Raw genomic sequence first — 19,101 nt, forward strand, 5'->3', positions numbered from 1 at the left:
GCTCTCCTAGCCGGCGACGGCGCCGAGGCAGGCGGCCAGGCTGCCGACCAGCGCGTCGCGGTCGTACTTCGCGACGAAGTCGGTGAAGCCGGCCTCCCGCGCCTCGGCCAGCGCCGCGGGATCGCTGCGCCCGGACAACGCCACCAGCGGCAGCCCCGCCCAGGCGCCGCCGTCGCGCACCGCGCGCGCGAAGGCGAAGCCGTCCATGCCCGGCATCTCGATGTCGGAGACGATCGCGTCGAACCCCGCGCCGCGTTCGCGCAGGCCCAGCGCCTCGGCCGGCGAGGCGACCGCCGTCACGTCGTAGCCCGCCGCCGACAGCGATGGCACGACGAGGTCGCGGAAGAAGCCGCTGTCCTCCACCACCAGCAGCCGGCGCGCGGCCGCCGCCGCGGACGGGCGGAACCAGTCGCCCCCGGCCTGGCGCAGCCACCAGGCGGTGTCGATGACATCCGTCACCTTCCCCGCCACCACCGCCGAGCCCAGGAAGCCCGGCCGTTCCGCGCCGGGCTGCACCTCCAGCCGCTCCTCCACCACGTCGAGGATGGCATCCACCATCAGCCCGAGGCTGCCGCCGTTCTCGCTGAAGACCAGCACGGTCTGCCGCCCGCGCGTCTCCGCATCCGGCGAAAGCCCGACGCCGCCCATCGGCACGAGCGGCATGAGCTGGCCGCGATACTGCACCACCGCCGTGCCGCCGGAATGCTCGATCTGGTCGATCGGCAGGTCGTCGAGCCGCGCGACGAGGCCGAGGGGGACCGCCTTCGGCGTCGCATCGCCTGCGCGGAACAGCAGCAGCGCCGCCCGGTCCGAGGAGCGGAAGCCCGGCGCCGTCTCCGCGGCCCGCGCCGCGCCGCCCTCCGCGCCGACCGACGCCGCGCGCGCGATCCCGTTGGGATCGAGGATCATGATCACGCTGCCGTCGCCGAGGATGGTGTTGCCGCTGAAGACGCCGATGTGGCGCAGGATCGGCGGCACCGGCTTGACCACGATCTCCTCGGTGTCGTGGACGCGGTCCACCACGATGCCGAACAGCGCGGAGCCGACCTGCGTCACCACGACGAAGCCGACGTCCCGTCCGGCGGCATCGGCTTCATCCAGCCCCAGCACGCGCGCCAGCCGCACCAGCGGCAGCAGCCGGTCGCGCAACCGCAGCACCGGCGCGTCCTTGATCCATTCGACCTTCGCCCCCGACGTCCCGCCGACGCGCACCAGCTCCAGCACGCCGATCTGCGGGATGGCGAAGCGCTCGTTCGACACCTCCACCACCAGCGCCGAGACGATCGCCAGCGTCAGCGGGATCTTGATGATGAAGCGCGTGCCCTTCCCCGCTGAGGAGCTGACGTCGATCGTGCCGCCGATCCGCTCCACATTCGTCTTCACGACATCCATCCCGACGCCGCGCCCCGACACCGCGGTCACCGCGGCGGCGGTCGAGAAGCCCGCGCGGAAGATGAAGCGGTGCACATCCTGCTCGCTCATCCCCGCGAGCTCGCCTTCCGTCGCCAGGCCCTGGGCCAGCGCCTTCTCGCGGATGCGGGCGGTGTTGAGCCCCTTACCGTCGTCGGCGATCTCGATCAGGATATGCCCGCCCTCGTGAAAGGCGTTCAGCAGGATCCGCCCCGTCTCGGGCTTGCCGGCGCGGCGCCGTTCCTCAGTGCTCTCCAGCCCGTGGTCGGCGCTGTTGCGGACCATGTGCGTCAGCGGGTCCTTGATGAGCTCGAGCACCTGGCGATCCAGCTCTGTCTCCGCACCGCGCATCTCGAGCTCGATCCGCTTGCCGAGCTCCCGCCCGAGGTCGCGCACCAGCCGCGGCAGCTTCGCCCAGGCATTGCCGATGGGCTGCATGCGCGTCTTCATCACGCCGTCCTGCAGGTCCGACGTGATGTGGGACAGGCGCTGCAGCGGCACCGAAAAGGCCTGGTCGTTGCGCGTGCGCGCGAGCTGCATGAGCTGGTTGCGGGTCAGCACGAGCTCGCTGACCAGCATCATCAGGTCCTCCAGCACCTCCACGCTGACGCGGATGGACTGCGGCGCGGCGCCAGTGGCGGCAGTGGCGGCGACAGGAGCGGCGGCCTCGGCCGGCGCCTCGTGCTCGGCGGCAACCACGGGATCGGGCGCGGCCCGTACCGGCGCCGGGGCGGCGGCCGGTGCCTCGCCTTCCGCCGCGGCATCGAGCGCCGCGATCAGCGCGGCGTCGTCGCCCGCGGGCTCCGCGCCGCCCTGCTCGATCCCCGTCACGATCGCCTTGATGCGGTCCAGCGCCTGCAGGATCAGCGTGATCCCGTCCGGCGTGACGGCGAGCGTGCCGTCGCGCCAGCGGCCGAGCACGTTCTCCCCGGCATGCGCGACCTTCTCCAGCCGCGACAGCCCGAGGAAGCCGCAGGTGCCCTTGATGGTGTGGACGACCCGGAAGATCTCCGACAGGGTCGGCCTGTCGTCGGGCTGCCGCTCCAGCCGGACCAGCGCGACGTCGAGCGCCGCCAGTCCTTCATGCGTCTCGGTCAGGAAATCCGCGATGAGGTCGTCCATGCCCGCTCCGGCGGCCTGTATCGCGCGACCTTGCGCCGGCAGCGGTGGAAAAGGCGTAAACGGGCGGGCTGGCGCGGATTGTCAATGCGGCTTGACATACGACAGACGGAAGCTGTAAGCATGGCTTGACACTGCATCGGGGCTCCCGGGTCCCAGACGGCAGGTCCCTGGCACGGCAGGTTCTGCCCCGTGCGCTTCCTCCCCGACCTTGTGCCCGGCCGGCCCGCCGCTGGCCGGGTTTCTTTTGCCGGAAGCTTGCCTTAGGCATCGATATGCTTGCCAAAGGCAAGCATCGGCGCTTCCATGCCCCCATGCACGACCCCGACCCGCGCATCGAAGCCGTCCGCCGCTTCAGCCGCCTCTACACCAGCCGCATCGGCGTCCTGCAGGACAGCCTGCTGCAATCCGGCCTGTCCCTCACCGAAGGCCGCGTCGTCTTCGAGCTCTCCCGCGGCGAGACCACGTCAACCCGCCTCGCCGCGACGCTCGGCCTCGACGCCGGCTATCTCAGCCGCGTGCTGCGCGCGCTCGAGGCCCGCGCCCTGCTCGCCCGCCGCGCCAGCGAGGCGGACGGACGGCAGAGCCTGCTCTCCCTCTCGCCGGAGGGACGCGCCGTCTTCGCGGCGCTCGACGCACGCTCGCGGGAGGAGGTCGGCGCCCTGCTCGCAACGCTCGGTTCGGAAGGCGCGCGCCGGCTCGTCGCCGCGCTCGGCGAGGCCGAGCGCCTGCTCGCCGGGCCCGAGGCGCCGCGCTCGCCCTGGCTGCTCCGCCCGCACCGCGTCGGCGACATGGGCTGGGTCGTGCACCGCCAGGCCGTGCTCTATGCCGAGGAATACGGCTGGAACGCGGAGTTCGAGGCGCTGCTGGCCGAGATCGCCGCCGCCTTCATCCGGAACCTCGACCCCGCGCGCGAGCGCTGCTGGATCGCCGAGCGGGACGGCGCGGTGGCCGGCTCGGTCTTCCTGGTGAAGGGCGACGCGCCGGAGGTCGCGAAGCTGCGGCTGCTCTATGTCGAGCCCTCCGCGCGGGGTCTCGGCATCGGGGCGCGCCTCGTCGCGGAATGCGTCGCGACCGCGCGCGCCCTGCGCTACCGGCAGCTCACGCTTTGGACCAACGACGTGCTGGTGGCGGCGCGGCGGATCTACATCGCCCAGGGCTTCGCGCTGGTGCGGGAGGAACGCCACCACAGCTTCGGCAAGGATCTGGTCGGGCAGTACTGGGCGCTGGATCTGTAGCGCGCCGGACCCCGCAACGCCCGCTCAGCGTCCCCGCTGTCGCGGCCACGTCCGCCCTCGGCGTGTCACCGGTTCGCAGGCTCCTGCACGCGGCGCATCACCTCGTCGAGGTTGAAGGACGCCGGCCGCTGCCGCGGCGGGAAGTCGCGGAAGGTCTGCAGGAACCGCATCGCGGTCACCTGCGTCGGCGTGATCAGGAAGGCGCGGTCGAGCACCCAGTCGTTGTAGGTGTTGCTGTCCACGCTGGCGCGCTCGAAGGGGTCCATGCGCAGGTCGAAGATCAGCGGGCCGCGCAGGCGGACCAGGGGATCGCGCCACACCGCCATCCCGTGCGCCCGCTGCTCCATGTAGAGGATCTTGAAGCGGCCGTTGCGGATGGCGACGAGCTCGCCGTCGTCATCGAAGTAGAAGAACTCCTTGCGCGGGCTCTCCTGCGTCTGCCCGGTCAGCAGCGGCAGGACGTCGTAGCCGTCGAGATGCACCCGGTAGGTCCGGCTGCCGGCCTGGTGCCCGCGGAGCAGCCGCTCCTTGATGTCCGGCACGCCGGCGGCGGCCAAGAGCGTCGGCATCCAGTCGTTCGAGGCGACGATCTCGTTGGTGATGCTGCCCGGCCGGATGCGGCCTGGCCAGCGGATCGCGCAGGGGACGCGGTAGGCGCCCTCCCAGTTCGTGTTCTTCTCGCTGCGGAAGGGCGTGATCGCGCCGTCCGGCCAGGCATTGAAGTGCGGTCCGTTGTCGGTGGTGTAGAGGACGATGGTGTTGTCGGCGATGCCGAGTTCGTCGAGCTTCCTCAGCAGCACGCCGACGGTGTCGTCGTGCTGCACCATCCCGTCGGCGTAGAAGTTCAGGCCCGTGCGCCCGCGGTAGCTCTCCGGCACATGGGTGCGGAAATGCATCCGCGTCGCATTGTACCAGCAGAAGAAGGGCCGGCCGGCACGCTGCTGTCGCTCGATGAAGTCGGCGGCGGCGGCGACCGTCTCGTCGTCCACCGTCTCCATGCGCTTGCGCGTCAGCGGTCCCGTGTCCTCGATGCGCTGCGTGCCGTCGGGATTGGCAAAGCTGCGGATCACGCCGCGCGGGCCGAAGCGGCGGCGGAACTCGGGGTCGCGCGGGTAGTCCGGGTTCTCCGGCTCCTCCTCCGCGTTCAGGTGATAGAGGTTGCCGAAGAACTCGTCGAAGCCGTGCGCGGTCGGCAGGAACTCGTCCTTGTCGCCGAGGTGGTTCTTGCCGAACTGCCCGGTCGCGTAGCCCAGCGGCTTCAGCAGCGCGGCGATGGTCGGGTCCTCCGGCCGCAGGCCGAGATCGGCGCCGGGCACGCCGACCTTGGTCAGCCCGGTGCGGACGGGCGACTGGCCCGTGATGAAGGCGGAGCGGCCCGCCGTGCAGGACTGCTCGGCGTAGTAGTCGGTGAAGGTCATGCCTTCGTTGTGGATGCGATCGATGTTCGGCGTCCGGTAGCCCATCAGGCCGCGGCTGTTGAAGCTGATGTTCGAGATGCCGATGTCGTCGCCGAAGATCACCAGGATGTTCGGCCGCTGCTGCTGGCCGGTGGCCGGCGCCGGCTGCTGGGCCTGTGCGGGCTGCGCCTGCTGCGCGACCGCCGGGGCGGCGAGCCCAGCAGCCAGGCCGCTCACGCTGCCCAGAAGCATGGCGCGCCGGTTCAGCCGGCCGCTGTCGTGATCCGCCGCCATGCCTTGATCCCCCTTTCTCTGGTCCCGCGTGCAGTCCCGACAAGCGTCCTGGCGTCGCTGCAACCAGGACGCGCGCGACACCGCAGCTTCACGCCAACCTCGTCATGTGCTGGCTGACGCGGCTACTCACGAAAGCGCGAGTAGAGTGGTCGCCGCGCGGGACTGCATGCGCTGGTCAGTGCCCGCCGCCGAGATAGGCGTCGCGGATCTCGGGCCGCGCGAGCAGTTCCGCGCCGCTGCCCTCCATCGTGATCCGCCCGTTCACCAGGACGTAGCCGCGATGCGCGAGACGCAGCGCCTGGTTGGCGTTCTGCTCGACCAGCAGCACCGTAAGCCCCTCCTTCTCGTTCAGCGCGCGGATCGCGGCGAAGATCTGGCGCACGATCAGCGGCGCGAGACCCAGCGACGGCTCGTCCAGCATCAGCAGGCGCGGGCGCGACATCAGCGCGCGGCCGATCGCCAGCATCTGCTGCTCCCCGCCCGAGAGGGTCCCCGCCCGCTGCGCCTCGCGTTCCTGCAGGCGGGGGAACAGCGCGAAGACCTTGGCGAGCTCGGGTCCGGGATCGTGGCCGAGCGCCTGCGCGCCCATCAGCAGGTTCTCCATCACCGACATCCGCGGGAAGACGCGGCGGCCTTCCGGCGACTGCGCAATGCCGAGGCGCATGATCTCATGCGTCGGCAGGTCGGTGATGTCCTGCCCGTCGAAGACAACGCGGCCCGAGCGCGCGCGGGGATCGCCGCAGAGCGTCATCAGCAGCGTGGACTTGCCCGCGCCGTTGGCGCCGATGAGGGTGACGATCTCGCCCTTCTCGACATGCAGCGACACGCCCTTCAGCGCCTGTACGGCGCCATAGGCGGCGACGAGGTCCTGGACCGTCAGGATGCTCACGCGTCACTCCGGAGGAGCGCGGTCATTCATCTTCCCCCTCGCCGAGATAGGCCGCGATGACATGCGGGTCGGCGCGGACCTCGGCCGGCGTGCCGTCGGCGATCTTGCGGCCGTGGTCCAGCACGACGACGTGGTCGGAGATGCTCATCACGATGCCCATGTCGTGCTCGATCAGCAGGATCGAGGTCGCCGCCGCGCCCTCCGCCGCGGTGCCGTCGCGGATCGCGCGCAGCAGCGCGGCGAGCTCCTCGGATTCCCGGGGGTTCAGCCCCGCCGCGGGCTCGTCGAGGCAGAGCAGCGAGGGCTGGGTGCACATCGCCCGCGCGATCTCGAGCCGGCGCTGCGCGCCGTAGGGAAGCGCGCCGGCGGGATCGTCCGCGCGCTCAATCAGCCCTGTCGCGCGCAGCCAGGCGGTGGCGCGCGCGATGGCCTCGGCCTCCGCCCGGCGATAGGCGCCGAGGCCCAGCAGCGCCAGCACGCCATAGCCGGTCTGCGCGTTCAGCTTCACGTGCTGCGCGACGAGCAGGTTCTCCAGCAGCGTCATGCCGGGGAAGAGGCGGATGTTCTGGAAGGTCCGCGCGACGCCGGCGCGCGCGATGTTGTGGTCCTTCAGCACCTGCAGCTCCGCCACGTCGCCGCCGCCGCGGTTCAGCCGCAGCACGCCGGCGGTCGGACGGTAGAAGCCGGTGATGCAGTTGAAGACGGTGGTCTTGCCCGCGCCGTTCGGCCCGATCAGCGCGGTGATGTCGCCGCGCCGCGCGGCGAAGCCGACGCCGTCCACCGCGACCAGGCCACCGAAGCGCATCGTCAGGTCCTCGACCTCGAGGATCGCGTTGTGCGCCAGGGTCTCGCCCATTAGCCGCGGCCCTCCGCGACGTGCTCGGCGCCGATGGCTCTCCGCTCGCCGAGCGCGATGGTCGGCGTGCGCGTGCCCACCAGGCCGCGCGGGCGCAGCACCATGATCACCACCATCGCGCCGCCGAAGACCAGCATCCGCCATTCCTCGAGGTCGCGGAACAGCTCGAACCCGCCGATCATCACCAGCGCCGCGACGACCACGCCGACCTGGCTGCCCATGCCGCCGAGGACGACGATCGCGAGGATGATCGCGGATTCGATGAAGGTGAAGGATTCCGGCGAGATGAAGCCCTGCCGCGTCGCGAAAAAGGCGCCGGCGAAGCCGCCGAACATCGCCCCCAGCGCGAAGGCCGTGAGCTTCGTCGCGGTGATGTTGATGCCGAGCGCGCGGCAGGCGATCTCGTCCTCGCGCAGCGCTTCCCAGGCGCGGCCGATGGGCTGGCGGCGGATGCGGATCGTCACCCAGTTCGTCAGCAGCGCCAGAGCCAGGATCAGGTAGTAGAGGAAGATGATGCGCTGGACCGGGCTCGGCTCGATCCCGAAGAAATGCGCGAAGCTGCCCGGCCCGCCGGAGCTGTCGAAGGGCAGGCCGAAGAAGGACGGGCGCGGGATGCCGGTGATGCCGTTCGGCCCGCCGGTCAGGCTGGTCCAGTTCAGCAGCACGATACGGATGATCTCGCCGAAGGCGAGCGTCACGATCGCGAGGTAGTCGCCGCGCAGCCGCAGCACCGGGAACCCCAGCAGGATGCCCCAGAAGGCCGCGAGGATGCCGGACAGCGGCAGGCAGAGCCAGAAGCTGAGCCCGAATTCCTTGGCGAGCAGCGCGTAGGAATAGGCCCCGATCGCGTAGAACGCGACGTAGCCGAGGTCGAGCAGCCCCGCCAGGCCGACGACGATGTTGAGCCCCCAGCCCAGCATGACATAGGTCAGCACGAGGATGCCGAGGTCGAGCTGCGACCGGCCGATGCCGGGGAAGAAGGGCAGCGCGAGCGCGAGCAGCAGCATCACCGGCGCGAAGAGCCGGCCCGCCGTCGCCATCGCCGCCGCCCGCCGCGGCGAGGGCGCCAGCGACTGCGGCCTGAGCCCCCAGACCGAGACGACCAGCCGGCCCGCGAAGACCAGCGCGCAGAGGATCGCGACATCCGCCCAGCGCTGGCGGAGATAGAGCGCGCCGTTCGGCGCGACGTCGCTGCGCAGGCCGACCATCACGACGAAGAGCCCGAAGGCGACGAGCGTCGCGACCGCCGCGTCGCGTATGGCCGCCACTACTCTCCTTCCCCCGCTTGCGGGGGAGCGGTGGGGTGGGGGCAGCGCCGTCATACCTTCTCGACCTCCTGCCGCCCGAGCAGCCCGGTCGGCAGGAAGATCAGCGTCAGCGCCAGGATGCTGAAGGCCGCGACGTCCTTGTACTGCACGCTGAAATAGGCGGACCAGAAGGTCTCGATCAGCCCGATCAGCAGCCCCCCGAGCACCGCGCCGGGCAGCGACCCGATGCCGCCGAGCACCGCGGCCGTGAAAGCCTTCACGCCGACGATGAAGCCCATGAAGAAATCAGCGACGCCGTAGCGCAGGAGGTAGAGCGTCGCCGCGACGGAGGCCAGCGCCGCGCCGATGACGAAGGTCAGGCTGATCGTGCGGTCGGTGTTGATGCCGAGCAGGCTCGCCATCCTGCGGTCCTGCTCGCAGGCGCGCATCGCCCGTCCCAGCGGCGTCCGCGTCACCAGCCAGGTGAAGACGACGAGGACGAAGAGCGTCGTCAGGATGATCAGCAGCTGGATGTTGGACAGCTGCACCGCGAAATTGCCCTCGCGCATGATCTCGAAGCCGCCGGTGACGAGCGGGTTGATCGGCTTCGGCCGCGCGCCCTGGCTGACCTGCACGAAGTTCTGCAGCACGATGGACATGCCGATCGCCGAGATCAGCGGCGCCAGGCGGAAGGACCCGCGCAGCGGGCGATAGGCCACGCGCTCCACCGTCCAGCCATAGAGCGCGGTGAAGCACATGGAGATCGCGAGCACCATCACGATCGCCGCCGGCCCGTCCATCAGCCCGCCCGAGACCAGCATGACGATCGAGATCAGCGCGACGAAGGCGCCCACCATGAAGATGTCGCCATGGGCGAAGTTGATCATGCCGATGATGCCGTAGACCATGGTGTAGCCCACGGCGATCAGGCCGTAGATCATGCCGAGGCTGACCCCGTTGATCAGCTGCTGCAGCGCATAGGCCAAGGCGAGGCTCCTTCCCGGTGAGTCTCCGGCAACGTTGATCCGCCAAGGCGACGAAACGCGCAAGGGTTCATGCCAGCATCCGCCGCCCGAACTCCTTCAGCCGCTTCCCCGCGAGCCGATAGAGCTGCGCCGGCCGCCCCCTCCCCGGCGGGTGCCGCAGCGCGCCGGGGATCGGCTCCGCGAAGCCCTGGAATTCCACCTGGCGCCGGAAGCTCCCGCGGTCCAGCGCATGGCCCAGCACGCGTTCGTAGGTCTCCTGCAGCTCGTCCAGCGTGAAGGCGTCCCCCAGCAGGAAGGCCGGCAGGGACGAATAGCTCGCCTTGTTCCGCACCCGCGCGACCGCCGCCTCCACGATGCGGCTGTGGTCGAAGGGCAGATGCGGCAGGTCGTCCACCGCGATGACCTCGCGCCCCGGTGCGGGATCGATCCCCGGCACCAGCGCGATATAGGCCACCGAGATCGACCAGCCCCTCTCGTCCCTGTTGCGCCCGCCGAAGGTCGCGAGCTGCTCGAGATAGGGCGCCGCCAGCCCGGCCTTGTCGCGCAGCACGCGCCGCGCGGCGGCGACGAGGTCCTCATCCTCCTCGACATGCACGAAGCCGCCGGGGAGCGCGAGGCTGCCCTCGAAGGGCGGCTTGTCGCGGCGGAACAGCGCCACCGACAGCACGCCACCGGCCAGCGTCAGCAGCACGACGTCCACGGTCGCGATCGGCGAGGCGAACTCCAATCTCATCGCACCCCGCGCATGAGTGGCAGCGACGTCCCCATTGCAGCATGGCAGAGGCGGCGTCCAGCCGCAATTATTTTATCGCGTGTAGCGAAAAATAACTGGCGGACCGGCCCGCGCGCGCCCATCCTGTCCGCAGGCCGGAACGAAGGAGACATTCCATGGGCCACGGCAACTGGAACAGCGCGGACTGGGACCGCCACGCGCGCCACGCCGCGGGACGCTCGCGCGCCGAGATATTCGGCGCCCGCGCGATGGATCCCGGCCTCGATCCGAAGTTCATGACCGGCGGCGTCCGCGAATCCGTGGACTCCGCGGAGAACCCGCAATCCACCCCGATCGTCGTCACCTGCGACGTCACGGGATCCATGGGCGTCACGGCCGAGGTCATCGTGAAGCAGGGCCTCGGCGTCATCATGCAGGGCATCTACGACCGCCGCCCCGTCACCGACCCCCATGTCCTGGTCGGCGCCACCGGCGACGTCTTCTGCGACCAGGCCCCGCTGCAGGTCACCCAGTTCGAGGCCGACATGCGCCTGGTCGAGCAGACCCAGCGCCTGTTCCTGGAAGGCGGCGGCGGCGGCAATGGCGGCGAGTCCTACAACGCCGCCTGGTACTTCGCGGCGATGCATGTCCGCGCCGACGCGATCGCGAAGAAGCGGGCCAAGGGCTGGCTCTTCACCATCGGCGACGAGCCACCGCACGAGGTCCTGCCCGCCCGCGCCATCGGCCGCGTCTTCGGCGACCCCGCACCACGCGACCTGTCGTCCCGGGAGATCCTGGCGCGCGTGCAGCAGGACTGGGAGGTCTTTCATCTGTTGGTCAACCCCGGCAGCTACCCCACCGACCGCTGGGAATTCCTGCTGGGCGAGCGGCTGATCCCCGTCCACGACGTCGCCCGCCTGGGCGAGATCGTGCTCGCCACCATCGAGGGCAGGCAGGCCATGCGCGCCCCTTCGCAGGCCGTCATTCCCGCGGGCAGGAGCATCTGGCTGTGACCACGCCCCGCACCGCGGAGGTCGTGATCGGCGCGAATTTCGGCGACGAGGGCAAGGGCCTCTTCACCGACTTCCACGCCGCGCGGCTCGGCGCGGGCACGACGGTGATCCGCTTCAATGGCGGCGCGCAGGCCGGCCACACCGTGACGCTCGCCGATGGCCGGCGCCACGTCTTCCACCATGTCGGCGCCGGCGCCTTCGCCGGCGCCGGGACCTTCCTCTCGCGCTTCTTCATCGCCAACCCGCTGGTGCTGGAGCGCGAGCTGCAGGCGCTGGCCGGGCTCGGCGTCGCGCCGGCGATCGCGCTCGATCCCGCCGCGCCGCTGACCACGCCCTTCGACATGATGGCGAACCAGATGGCCGAGGAAGCCCGCGGCGCCGCGCGCCACGGCTCGACCGGCCTCGGCATCAACGAGACCGTGACGCGCATGGCGACGCGCTTCGCGACGCGCGCCGGCGACCTGGCCTACCGCGACGCGCTGCGGCGGCAGATCGTCGCAATCCGCGACGAATACCTGCCCGCCCGACTCGCGGCCCTGAACGTCATCCCCGACGAGACCTGGCGCCGTCGCATCGCCGATCCCGCCACCATCGAGTGGTTCCTCGACGCCGGCGAGGCGACGCTGCTGCCCCGCCTCGGCGCGCTGCCCCCTTCGCGCGGCCTCGTCTTCGAAGGCGCCCAGGGCCTGCTGCTCGACGAGCGGCACGAGTTCTTCCCCCACGTCACGCGCAGCCGCACCGGCCTGACGAACGTGCTGACCCTGGCGCGCGAAGCCGGTATCGACCGGCTGGAGGTCACCTACGCCACCCGTGCCTACCTCACCCGCCACGGCGCCGGCCCCTTCCCGCGGGAGAAACCGGGCCTCGCCTTCGCCGACGCGACCAACCGCCCGAATCCCTGGCAGGGGACGCTCCGCTTCGGCTGGCTCGACCTCGACCTGCTGGCCCGCACCATCCACGCCGACCTCGCCCAGGCGGCCGGCGTTCGCATCGCCGCGACCCTCGGCGTGACCTGCCTGAACCAGGTCGGCGACCACGTGCCGTATTGGCGGGACGGCACCCGCCAGCTGGCCTCGCCCGAGGCGCTGGTCGCCGCGGCGCTGGAAGCCGCGGGACTCGGCCGCGCCCTCGTCAGCGACGCGCCGACGCGGGAGAGCGTCGCCCGCGTCGCCCCGCGGCGCGCGCGGGCGGCGTGAAGCAATCGAAACGACGCGCGAAGCAACGTAACGGCCCCGCGACGTCGCGGTGAAACACGGCGCGGGCATCGTCCGGGTCACGGAAGGCGCCGATGCCATCCCGCACCCAGGAGAGACTACCATGATCCGCCCCGTCGTCATCGCAGCCGCCCTGGCCTTCGGCCTGGCCGCCATGCCCGCCCACGCCGCCTTCGAAGTCGGCAACGGCCTCAACACGTCCAACGGCCTCGGCAACAGCAACGGCGTCGGTGCCTCGAACGGTATCGACAGCAGGAACGGTATCGACAGCAGGAACGGCCTCAATGGCGTCAACGGCGCTGGAAACATGAACGGCATTCCCGCGGCCAACGGCTTCGGCACGGAGAACGGCATGCAGAGCCCGAACGGCCTGCCCATCGCCAACGGCGTCGAGCCCCAGGGCGCCGTGCAGCCCGGCCAGCCGCTGATCCGGTCGCTGATCCTCGAAGACGGCAACGGCACCCGCCTCCAGCCCGCGCGCTGAGCCGATGCGCCGCCTCGTCCTCCTGCTCGCCCTGCTCGCCGCGCTGCCCGCCCAGGGGCAGCCGGCACCGGGGCTCCCCATGGGCCTCCATGCCCCGGGGGGCGAGCTGGTGGCGGCGCTGCCCGACGGCACCATGCGCCGCGGCGCCGACCTTGCCGGCGCCACGCTCGATCTGGGCCCGCGCTACGGCCTGCTCCGCATCGCCGAGGCACGGCCCGATCGCCTCGACCGCACCGGCGAAACCTGGCTCTACGACCTCCGCCGCCAGGATCCGACCGGCGCCTGGACCGTCCCGGCCTGCGAGCCCGCGCATGACGGCGTCCGCGCCGTCATCTTCCTCGAAGCGTCGCCCGGCGCGCTCGAGCCGCATTGCGCCAACGTCAACACCGCGAAATGCATCCGCATGGGCTACGCGCCCTGGCGCAGCGCGCCGGATGGCCGCGCGCTCGCGCCCTTCCACCAGGCCTGCCTGCGCATGCTGCCCGCGGAATACGCCGGCGACGGCCGCTTCCACACCCGCAACGGCATGCGGATCGAGATCTTCGACTTCGCCGGGGTGAACGACCCCGAGAACGAGGCCGGCATGCCCTTCGAAGCGGGCTGGACGCCCGATGGCGCGGCCTGCGTCGCCCATGCCCGCGTGCCGGAGATCACCGACATGGCCGCGCTCGCCGCCGCCGCGCCGCGCCTGGCCGAGGCCGGGCTGCTCGGCCCCGCGTCCTGCACCGAGGCGACCGCCCGCGCCCTCGGCGCGCTGGTCTTCAACCGCTCGGTCGCGGAGTGAGCCGGCATTCCATCCTTGCAATCAAGGACAATATTCCTGCACACTCAGGCATGAGCATCCCCGCCCTTCCGCGCTTCCGCCTCCGTCCGACCCCCGCCATCCCCTGGCGCCCGCTGACCGATGCCGAATGGCGCGCGCTGGCGTCCATCCTGCGCGCCGCCACCGGCCGCCCGCCCGCGGATGCCAGGCGCCGCTGGGACGGCATCTTCTGGGTCGCGTGCTCCAAGGGCCCCTGGCGCGGGATGCCGGCCGAATTCGGGCGTGCCGACAGCGCCCACCGTGCGCTGCGCCGCGCCGCCGCCGCACGCCAGCTGCATGCCATGCTCGCCCGCATCGGGCCGGCGACTGCGCGGCCGGACGAGCCGCTGCTCGGCATCGCCTGGTTCATCGCCCGCGCCTTCCGCCGCGCCTTCCGCGTCATGGCCTCCCCCTTCGCGCTGCCGACGCAGCTCGGCCTGGAATCGGCCCTGCCGAGCCACCCCGCCTTCCTGCCGAGCACGACTTTGTCCGAAGGGCTCGCGGATCTGATGCCTAAAATCGTAAAGGAGGGGAGCTACCGGCATCCCGCGGTGCTGCGCTGCCTCTTCCTCCTGCTCAAACGGGCCGGCGGCGACCCGCGACACTGGAAGACCACGGGCTGACGGGCGCCTTGCCCCTGGCCCCGGCGCATGATGACATCCCGGCAACCCACGATCGGGAGAGAACCATGACCACCCGCCGCACCCTGCTGGCCGGCGCCGCCTCGCTGCTGGCCGCGCCCGCCTTCGCGCAATCCCAGAACCTCGCCCCCTGGCCGAACCGGCCGATCCGGCTGGTGATCCCCTTCGCCCCCGGCGGCTCCACCGACGTGATCGGGCGGCTGCTGTCGGACCAGCTCTCGCAGCGCCTCGGCCAGCCCATCGTAGTGGACAACCGCGGCGGCGCCGGGGCGACGCTCGGCACCGGCCTGGTCGCCGACGCGCCGGCGGATGGCTACACGGTGCTGCTGTCGCCGGTCTCTGCCTTCAACGTCGGTGCGACGCTCTATCGCGGCCGCATCAACTGGGATCCCGTGCGCAGCTTCGCGCATGTCGCGATGATCCAGCGCGGCTACTACGCGCTGATGGCCAATGCGCGCTCCCCCTTCGCCAACCCCGCGGAACTGGCAGCGGAGGCGAAGCGGCGGCCGGGACTGAACTACGCGACCTCCGGCGTGGGATCGCTGCCGCATCTCGTCATGCTGCGCTTCTGCCAGATCGCGGGGATCGAGATGCAGCACATCCCCTATCGCGGCGGCATGCAGGCGGTGCAGGACACCATCAACGGCACGGTGCCGGTGACGCTGGACGGCATCGCGGCCTCGGTCGGCTTCCTCCGCCAGGGCCAGATCCGCGGGATCGGCCTGACCGGCCCGGCGCGCCACCCGGATTTCCCGGACATGCCGACCTTCGTCGAGGCCGGCTTCCCGCAGCTGGTGGCGGAAGGCTGGGCCGGCTTCTCCTTCCCCGCCGCGACGCCGCGCCCGATCCAGCAGCGCTTCGCCGACGAGACGAAGGCGGTGCTGGCCTTGCCGGCGGTGCAGGCGCGCTACCGGGAGCTCGCCCAGGATGTCGGCGACCGCTTCATGGACGAGTTCCAGGCCTTCGTCGCGCAGGAGGTCGAGACCTGGCGGCCCCTGGTGATCGCCTCGGGCGCCACGGTGGATTGATGCACCCCGCCCCCACCGCCGCCGATCGCCTGCCCGCCTTCCAGCGCCTGCTGGAAGGACGCGCGGACCTCGCCTTCATCCCGCTTGGCACCGACCTGCACTATCTCGCGGGCATCCCGCGCGACATCCCGAACTACGGCGCGACGCTGCATCCCGGCGGCTGGCTGGAAGGCGCCTGGCTCACGCCGCGCCACGCGCCGGTCCTCGCCCTTCCCCGCATGACCGCGGAGTTCAAGGGCCGCGGCGAAAGCAAGGGCATCGGCATCCGCGTCCTCGGAGACCATGACGATCCCGCCGCGCTCTGCCGCGACATCCTGGCGGGCTTCGGCCTGCCGGCGAAGCCGCGCGTCGCGGTCAGCGACCGCGCGCATGGCGAGAGCCTCGTCGCCCTCCAGGCGATCCTGCCCGACGCGGTCTTCCTCTCCGCCACCGACATCCTGCGCGAGCTACGCGTCATCAAGTCGGCCGAGGAGATCGAGACGATGCGCGAAGCCGGCCGCCGGACGGAGGCCGCCTTCGCCGAGACCCTGAAGCATCTGCGCTTCGGCATGACCGAGCTCGACGCCATCGCCGAGATCAACCACCAGATGCAGCGCCAGGGCAGCCTCGGCCAGACCTTCACGACCTCGCTCTACAACACCGGGCCGGACCATCCCCTGCTGATGGGGCGCCGCCTGGAATCCTGGAAGCGGCCGATCCACCCGCCCTGTTCCGTGCTCTTCGACTTCGGCGCGTCCTTCGACGGGCTCTGCTACGACTACGGCCGCACCGTCAGCTTCGGAGAACCTTCCGCCGAGCAGATCAAGGTGCATCGCGTGGTGATGCAGGCGCAGGCCGCCGGCATCGCCGCGCTCAAGGTCGGCACGACGGCGGCGCAGGTGGACGCGACCGCGCGCAAGGTCGTGGAGGATGCGGGCTACGGCCCCAATTTCCGCCACCGCCTCGGCCACGGCATCGGCTGGGACGTGCACGAGCCGCCCTTCCTCACGAAGTCCGACCACGCCGTCCTGCGCGAAGGCATGATGTTCACCGTCGAGCCCTCCATCCTGCAGGATCGGTCGTTCAGCGCGCGCGTCGAGGACGTGATCGTCGCCCGCCCCAACGGCGGCGAGAAGCTGACCAACGGCTTCCAGGAGCTGCTGGTCGTGGACACGTAGCGCGTGCCGCGGCGCTGGCTGGACCGCAGGCTCAAGCTTTCGCTGCTCCGGCTCGCTGATGCGCTGGACACGCATGGCAGCCTGCTGAAGGCCGGCGCCGCGCTCGGCCTCAGCCAGCCCGCGCTGTCGCGCAGCTTGCGGGAGCTCGAGGACATCGCCGGCGCGCCGCTCTTCGAACGCCATGCCCGCGGCGTGCGCCCGACCGAGGCCGGCGTCGTCGTCATCCGCCTGGCGCGCCGCCTGCTGGCGGAACTCCGCCGCGCGGAGGAGGAGCTCGACGCCGTCGGCGCGGCGGATGGCGGGTCGGTCGCGGTCGGCGTGCTGCCCGTCGCGTCGGTCGGCGTGCTGCCGGGCGCGCTGATCCGCCTGCGGCGCACGCACCCCACGCTGCGCCTGCGCCTGCAGGAAGGCCGCACGGAGGAGCTGCTGCCGCTGTTGGCGGCGCGCGAGATCGACCTGATTGTCGGCCGCCTCTACGCCCCGGCCGTGCCCGACGGCTTCCTGCGCGAGCCGCTGTGGGAGGAGCCGATCAGCGTCCTCGCCCGCGCCGGCCACCCCCTGCTGAAGAAGCCCGTGACGGCCGATAAGCTCGCCGGGCAGGAGCTGGTGCTGCCGACCGTCAGCCAGCGCGTCGGGCAGGAGATCGACCAGCTCGTCGCGCTGCTCGGCCTGCCGCGCGACGTCGCGCTGCGGTCGTCGAGCTACGGCTTCATCCGGGAGACGCTGCTCGCCTCCGATGCGATCTCCATCATGCCGCGCTCCATGATGGTGGGCGACCTGCTGCGCGGTGCCTTGCGGGTCGTGCCGCTGCCGGTGCCCGCACCACCACGGCCGGCGGGCATCATCCGCGCGGCCGACCCGCCGCCCTCGCCGGCCGCCGCCGCCTTCGTCGCGGCGCTGCGCGCGCATGTCGCCGACATCGCGGCGCGGGATTTCGGTGATATGCGCAAAGCCGACAGCTCGCGCGGAAAGCGCGATACGACGCGGCGCGCGCAGCGAGGTTAGGGATGGACAACGGAGGACACGACGTGGAAGCGCCCGAGCCGATCATGGACATCGCGCATCTCGGCCATGTCGAGCTGCTGACGCCGAAGCCGGAGGAGTCGCTCGCCTTCTTCCGCGACGTCATGGGCATGACGGTCAGCGGCCGGAAGGGCGACAGCGTCTTCCTGCGCGGCTGGGACGACTACGAGACCTACTCGCTGCAATTGTCGGCCTCGCACAGCTCCGGCCTCGGCCACGCCGCTTTCCGCACCCGCAGCCCCCAGGCGCTGCAACGCCGCCTCGCCGCGCTGCGCGCGGAGACCGAGGTGTGGGAGCAAAGCGACAGCTTCGGCCACGGCACAGGCTGGCGCTTCCGCGACCCGGACGGGCATGTGTTCGAGCTCTACTACGACACGCAGTGGTACCAGGCGCCGGAAGACCGCCGGCCGTCGCTGAAGAACCAGGCCGAGCGCTACCCCGCGCGCGGCGTGAACGTGCGACGCATCGACCATTTCAACTGCCTGGCCGTCGATGTGCGCGCCTGCCGCGAGTTCTTCCAGCGCAACCTCGGCCTGCGCTGCACCGAGCGCATCGAGCTCGACAGCGGCGAGGAGGCCGGGATGTGGCTCACCTCCAACAACAAGAGCTACGACTTCGCCTTCACGAAGGAGGCGCATGGCGTCCCCGGCCGCTTCCACCACGTCACCTTCGCGCTCGACAGCCGCGAGGCGATCCTGCAGGCCGCGGACACCTTCCTGGAGGCGGGCGTGCACATCGAGACGGGGCCCCACAAGCACGCGGTGCAGCAGACCTTCTTCCTCTATGTCTGGGAGCCCGGCGGCAACCGGGTGGAGGTCGCGCATGCCGGCGCGCGGCTGATCCTGGCGCCGGACTGGAGGACCATCACCTGGACCGAGGCGGAGCGCCGAAAGGGCCAAGCCTGGGGCCTGAAGACGATCGAGAGCTTCCAAACCCACGGCACGCCGCCGCTGCCCGGCGAATCATCGTGACGACCGGCGGGAACATTCCGTAACCGCCGGCGTCTCGCGGCGCAGGCGCGGATCGTCTATCCCGGGCCGGCCTTGTCGGACCGCTCCCGCCCCCTCCGCCGACTCCGGACCGGCGCGCGCCAGGCACGCCGGCGCGTGACGACGCGGCGCGAGCCGATCCTCGCGCCCCGTCCCTCGCCGCCGCGGGAGAGGCTCGGCCCGCCAGGCCCGCCGCCAAAGGCGCGCCGGCCCTGGGTGGTCGCCTCGCTGCTGGTGCATGCCGCGGTCATCGCAGCCGCCGTGCTCTGGAGCATGCGGTGGTTCGAGGAGCCGCGCGAGCTCCCGCCGCCCGCCTTCGACGTGGTGTTCGAGGGGGGCCAGCCCGAGCGCCCCGTCGGCGAGGCCGCCGAGGGCATCCCCGTCCCGCCGGCGCCGCCGAGCGTCGAGGCCGTGCCGCCGCCCGGTGCGCCGCCAACCCCCGCCTCGCCGCCGGCACCGCCGCCGGTCGCACGGCCCCCGGCCGAGGCCCTGCCTCTCCCGCCGCCGCCCGCGCCGCCCCTGACCCAGGCGCCGCCGCCACCGAGCGTGCCGCCCTCCGTCCCGCCGGCGCCGGAGGCGGTGCCCGCGCCTCCGCGACCCGC

Annotated in this window: 17 protein-coding genes and 1 pseudogene; 11 read left to right on the forward strand and 7 right to left on the reverse strand. The window is 71.6% G+C overall.

The features are described from left to right. Positions 1-6: 6 nt before the first annotated feature. Entirely contained in the window at positions 7-2,532 is a 2,526-nt protein-coding gene (locus ACLF3M_RS06870; protein WP_430656127.1) for a chemotaxis protein CheW, read from the reverse strand. Between the two features lie 311 nt (positions 2,533-2,843). Between ACLF3M_RS06870 and ACLF3M_RS06875 the strand changes: the two genes are divergently transcribed. Continuing rightward, a complete protein-coding gene (locus tag ACLF3M_RS06875; RefSeq protein ID WP_430656128.1) occupies positions 2,844-3,767 on the forward strand; it encodes a bifunctional helix-turn-helix transcriptional regulator/GNAT family N-acetyltransferase in 924 nt (307 codons plus the stop codon). A 65-nt stretch (positions 3,768-3,832) separates the two neighbouring features. Here ACLF3M_RS06875 and ACLF3M_RS06880 read toward each other — a convergent pair whose 3' ends face one another. The 6 genes from ACLF3M_RS06880 to ACLF3M_RS06905 form a co-directional block, all read right to left on the reverse strand. Then, entirely contained in the window at positions 3,833-5,458 is a 1,626-nt protein-coding gene (locus ACLF3M_RS06880; protein WP_430656129.1) for an arylsulfatase, read from the reverse strand. A 175-nt stretch (positions 5,459-5,633) separates the two neighbouring features. Beyond that, positions 5,634-6,347, reverse strand: coding sequence for an ABC transporter ATP-binding protein (locus tag ACLF3M_RS06885; RefSeq protein WP_430656130.1), 714 nt, complete (start codon positions 6,345-6,347; stop codon positions 5,634-5,636). Positions 6,348-6,369: 22 nt separating this feature from the next. Continuing rightward, complete coding sequence (locus ACLF3M_RS06890) at positions 6,370-7,203, reverse strand: ABC transporter ATP-binding protein (RefSeq protein ID WP_430656131.1); 834 nt, start codon at positions 7,201-7,203, stop codon at positions 6,370-6,372. Then, on the reverse strand, positions 7,203-8,471 hold the full coding sequence (gene livM, locus ACLF3M_RS06895; RefSeq protein ID WP_430656133.1) for a high-affinity branched-chain amino acid ABC transporter permease LivM: 1,269 nt from the start codon (positions 8,469-8,471) through the stop codon (positions 7,203-7,205). Before livM ends, ACLF3M_RS06890 begins: the two co-directional genes overlap by 1 nt. Before the next feature lie 50 nt (positions 8,472-8,521). Then, entirely contained in the window at positions 8,522-9,436 is a 915-nt protein-coding gene (locus ACLF3M_RS06900; protein WP_430656134.1) for a branched-chain amino acid ABC transporter permease, read from the reverse strand. Positions 9,437-9,503: 67 nt separating this feature from the next. Further along, on the reverse strand, positions 9,504-10,169 hold the full coding sequence (locus tag ACLF3M_RS06905) for an NUDIX hydrolase (RefSeq protein WP_430656135.1): 666 nt from the start codon (positions 10,167-10,169) through the stop codon (positions 9,504-9,506). Positions 10,170-10,324: 155 nt separating this feature from the next. Between ACLF3M_RS06905 and ACLF3M_RS06910 the strand changes: the two genes are divergently transcribed. From ACLF3M_RS06910 to ACLF3M_RS06955, 10 genes and pseudogenes are all read left to right on the forward strand, one after another. Beyond that, positions 10,325-11,161 (forward strand): hypothetical protein, encoded by an 837-nt coding sequence (locus ACLF3M_RS06910; protein ID WP_430656136.1) that lies wholly within the window; start codon positions 10,325-10,327, stop codon positions 11,159-11,161. Beyond that, on the forward strand, positions 11,158-12,357 hold the full coding sequence (locus ACLF3M_RS06915; RefSeq protein WP_430656137.1) for an adenylosuccinate synthetase: 1,200 nt from the start codon (positions 11,158-11,160) through the stop codon (positions 12,355-12,357). Before ACLF3M_RS06910 ends, ACLF3M_RS06915 begins: the two co-directional genes overlap by 4 nt. A gap of 121 nt (positions 12,358-12,478) precedes the next feature. Next, a complete protein-coding gene (locus tag ACLF3M_RS06920; RefSeq protein ID WP_430656138.1) occupies positions 12,479-12,859 on the forward strand; it encodes a hypothetical protein in 381 nt (126 codons plus the stop codon). A gap of 4 nt (positions 12,860-12,863) precedes the next feature. Then, positions 12,864-13,643, forward strand: coding sequence for an ADYC domain-containing protein (locus ACLF3M_RS06925; protein ID WP_430656139.1), 780 nt, complete (start codon positions 12,864-12,866; stop codon positions 13,641-13,643). Between the two features lie 50 nt (positions 13,644-13,693). Beyond that, a complete protein-coding gene (locus ACLF3M_RS06930; protein ID WP_430656140.1) occupies positions 13,694-14,284 on the forward strand; it encodes a transposase in 591 nt (196 codons plus the stop codon). Between the two features lie 65 nt (positions 14,285-14,349). After that, the gene (locus tag ACLF3M_RS06935) at positions 14,350-15,330 is read left to right on the forward strand and encodes a Bug family tripartite tricarboxylate transporter substrate binding protein (RefSeq protein ID WP_430656141.1); all 981 of its coding nucleotides are present in this window, start codon (positions 14,350-14,352) and stop codon (positions 15,328-15,330) included. Then, entirely contained in the window at positions 15,330-16,487 is a 1,158-nt protein-coding gene (locus ACLF3M_RS06940; protein WP_430656142.1) for a M24 family metallopeptidase, read from the forward strand. The genes ACLF3M_RS06935 and ACLF3M_RS06940 overlap by 1 nt, the downstream gene beginning before the upstream one ends. 3 nt (positions 16,488-16,490) lie before the next feature. Further along, positions 16,491-17,492 carry a LysR substrate-binding domain-containing protein gene (locus ACLF3M_RS06945; protein ID WP_430656143.1) on the forward strand — a complete coding sequence of 334 codons (1,002 nt, stop codon included), beginning with the start codon at positions 16,491-16,493 and terminating at the stop codon, positions 17,490-17,492. A gap of 23 nt (positions 17,493-17,515) precedes the next feature. Then, positions 17,516-18,481 (forward strand): VOC family protein, encoded by a 966-nt coding sequence (locus ACLF3M_RS06950; RefSeq protein ID WP_430656144.1) that lies wholly within the window; start codon positions 17,516-17,518, stop codon positions 18,479-18,481. A 135-nt stretch (positions 18,482-18,616) separates the two neighbouring features. Continuing rightward, a pseudogene (locus ACLF3M_RS06955) lies at positions 18,617-19,101 on the forward strand (hypothetical protein); the annotation flags it as partial.

Origin of the sequence: Falsiroseomonas sp. HW251, assembly GCF_050563545.1 — a bacterium.
GTDB lineage: Bacteria > Pseudomonadota > Alphaproteobacteria > Acetobacterales > Acetobacteraceae > Falsiroseomonas.

What these genes read in the sequence shown, in the direction of transcription:
- ACLF3M_RS06940 (WP_430656142.1), top strand. Translation starts at nt 15,330, where the DNA reads ATGCACCCCGCCCCCACCGCCGCCGATCGCCTGCCCGCCTTCCAGCGC.
- ACLF3M_RS06935 (WP_430656141.1), top strand. Translation starts at nt 14,350, where the DNA reads ATGACCACCCGCCGCACCCTGCTGGCCGGCGCCGCCTCGCTGCTGGCC.
- ACLF3M_RS06920 (WP_430656138.1), top strand. Translation starts at nt 12,479, where the DNA reads ATGATCCGCCCCGTCGTCATCGCAGCCGCCCTGGCCTTCGGCCTGGCC.
- ACLF3M_RS06870 (WP_430656127.1), bottom strand. Translation starts at nt 2,532, where the DNA reads ATGGACGACCTCATCGCGGATTTCCTGACCGAGACGCATGAAGGACTG.
- ACLF3M_RS06890 (WP_430656131.1), bottom strand. Translation starts at nt 7,203, where the DNA reads ATGGGCGAGACCCTGGCGCACAACGCGATCCTCGAGGTCGAGGACCTG.
- ACLF3M_RS06905 (WP_430656135.1), bottom strand. Translation starts at nt 10,169, where the DNA reads ATGAGATTGGAGTTCGCCTCGCCGATCGCGACCGTGGACGTCGTGCTG.
- ACLF3M_RS06930 (WP_430656140.1), top strand. Translation starts at nt 13,694, where the DNA reads ATGAGCATCCCCGCCCTTCCGCGCTTCCGCCTCCGTCCGACCCCCGCC.
- ACLF3M_RS06875 (WP_430656128.1), top strand. Translation starts at nt 2,844, where the DNA reads ATGCACGACCCCGACCCGCGCATCGAAGCCGTCCGCCGCTTCAGCCGC.
- ACLF3M_RS06880 (WP_430656129.1), bottom strand. Translation starts at nt 5,458, where the DNA reads ATGGCGGCGGATCACGACAGCGGCCGGCTGAACCGGCGCGCCATGCTT.
- ACLF3M_RS06925 (WP_430656139.1), top strand. Translation starts at nt 12,864, where the DNA reads ATGCGCCGCCTCGTCCTCCTGCTCGCCCTGCTCGCCGCGCTGCCCGCC.
- ACLF3M_RS06910 (WP_430656136.1), top strand. Translation starts at nt 10,325, where the DNA reads ATGGGCCACGGCAACTGGAACAGCGCGGACTGGGACCGCCACGCGCGC.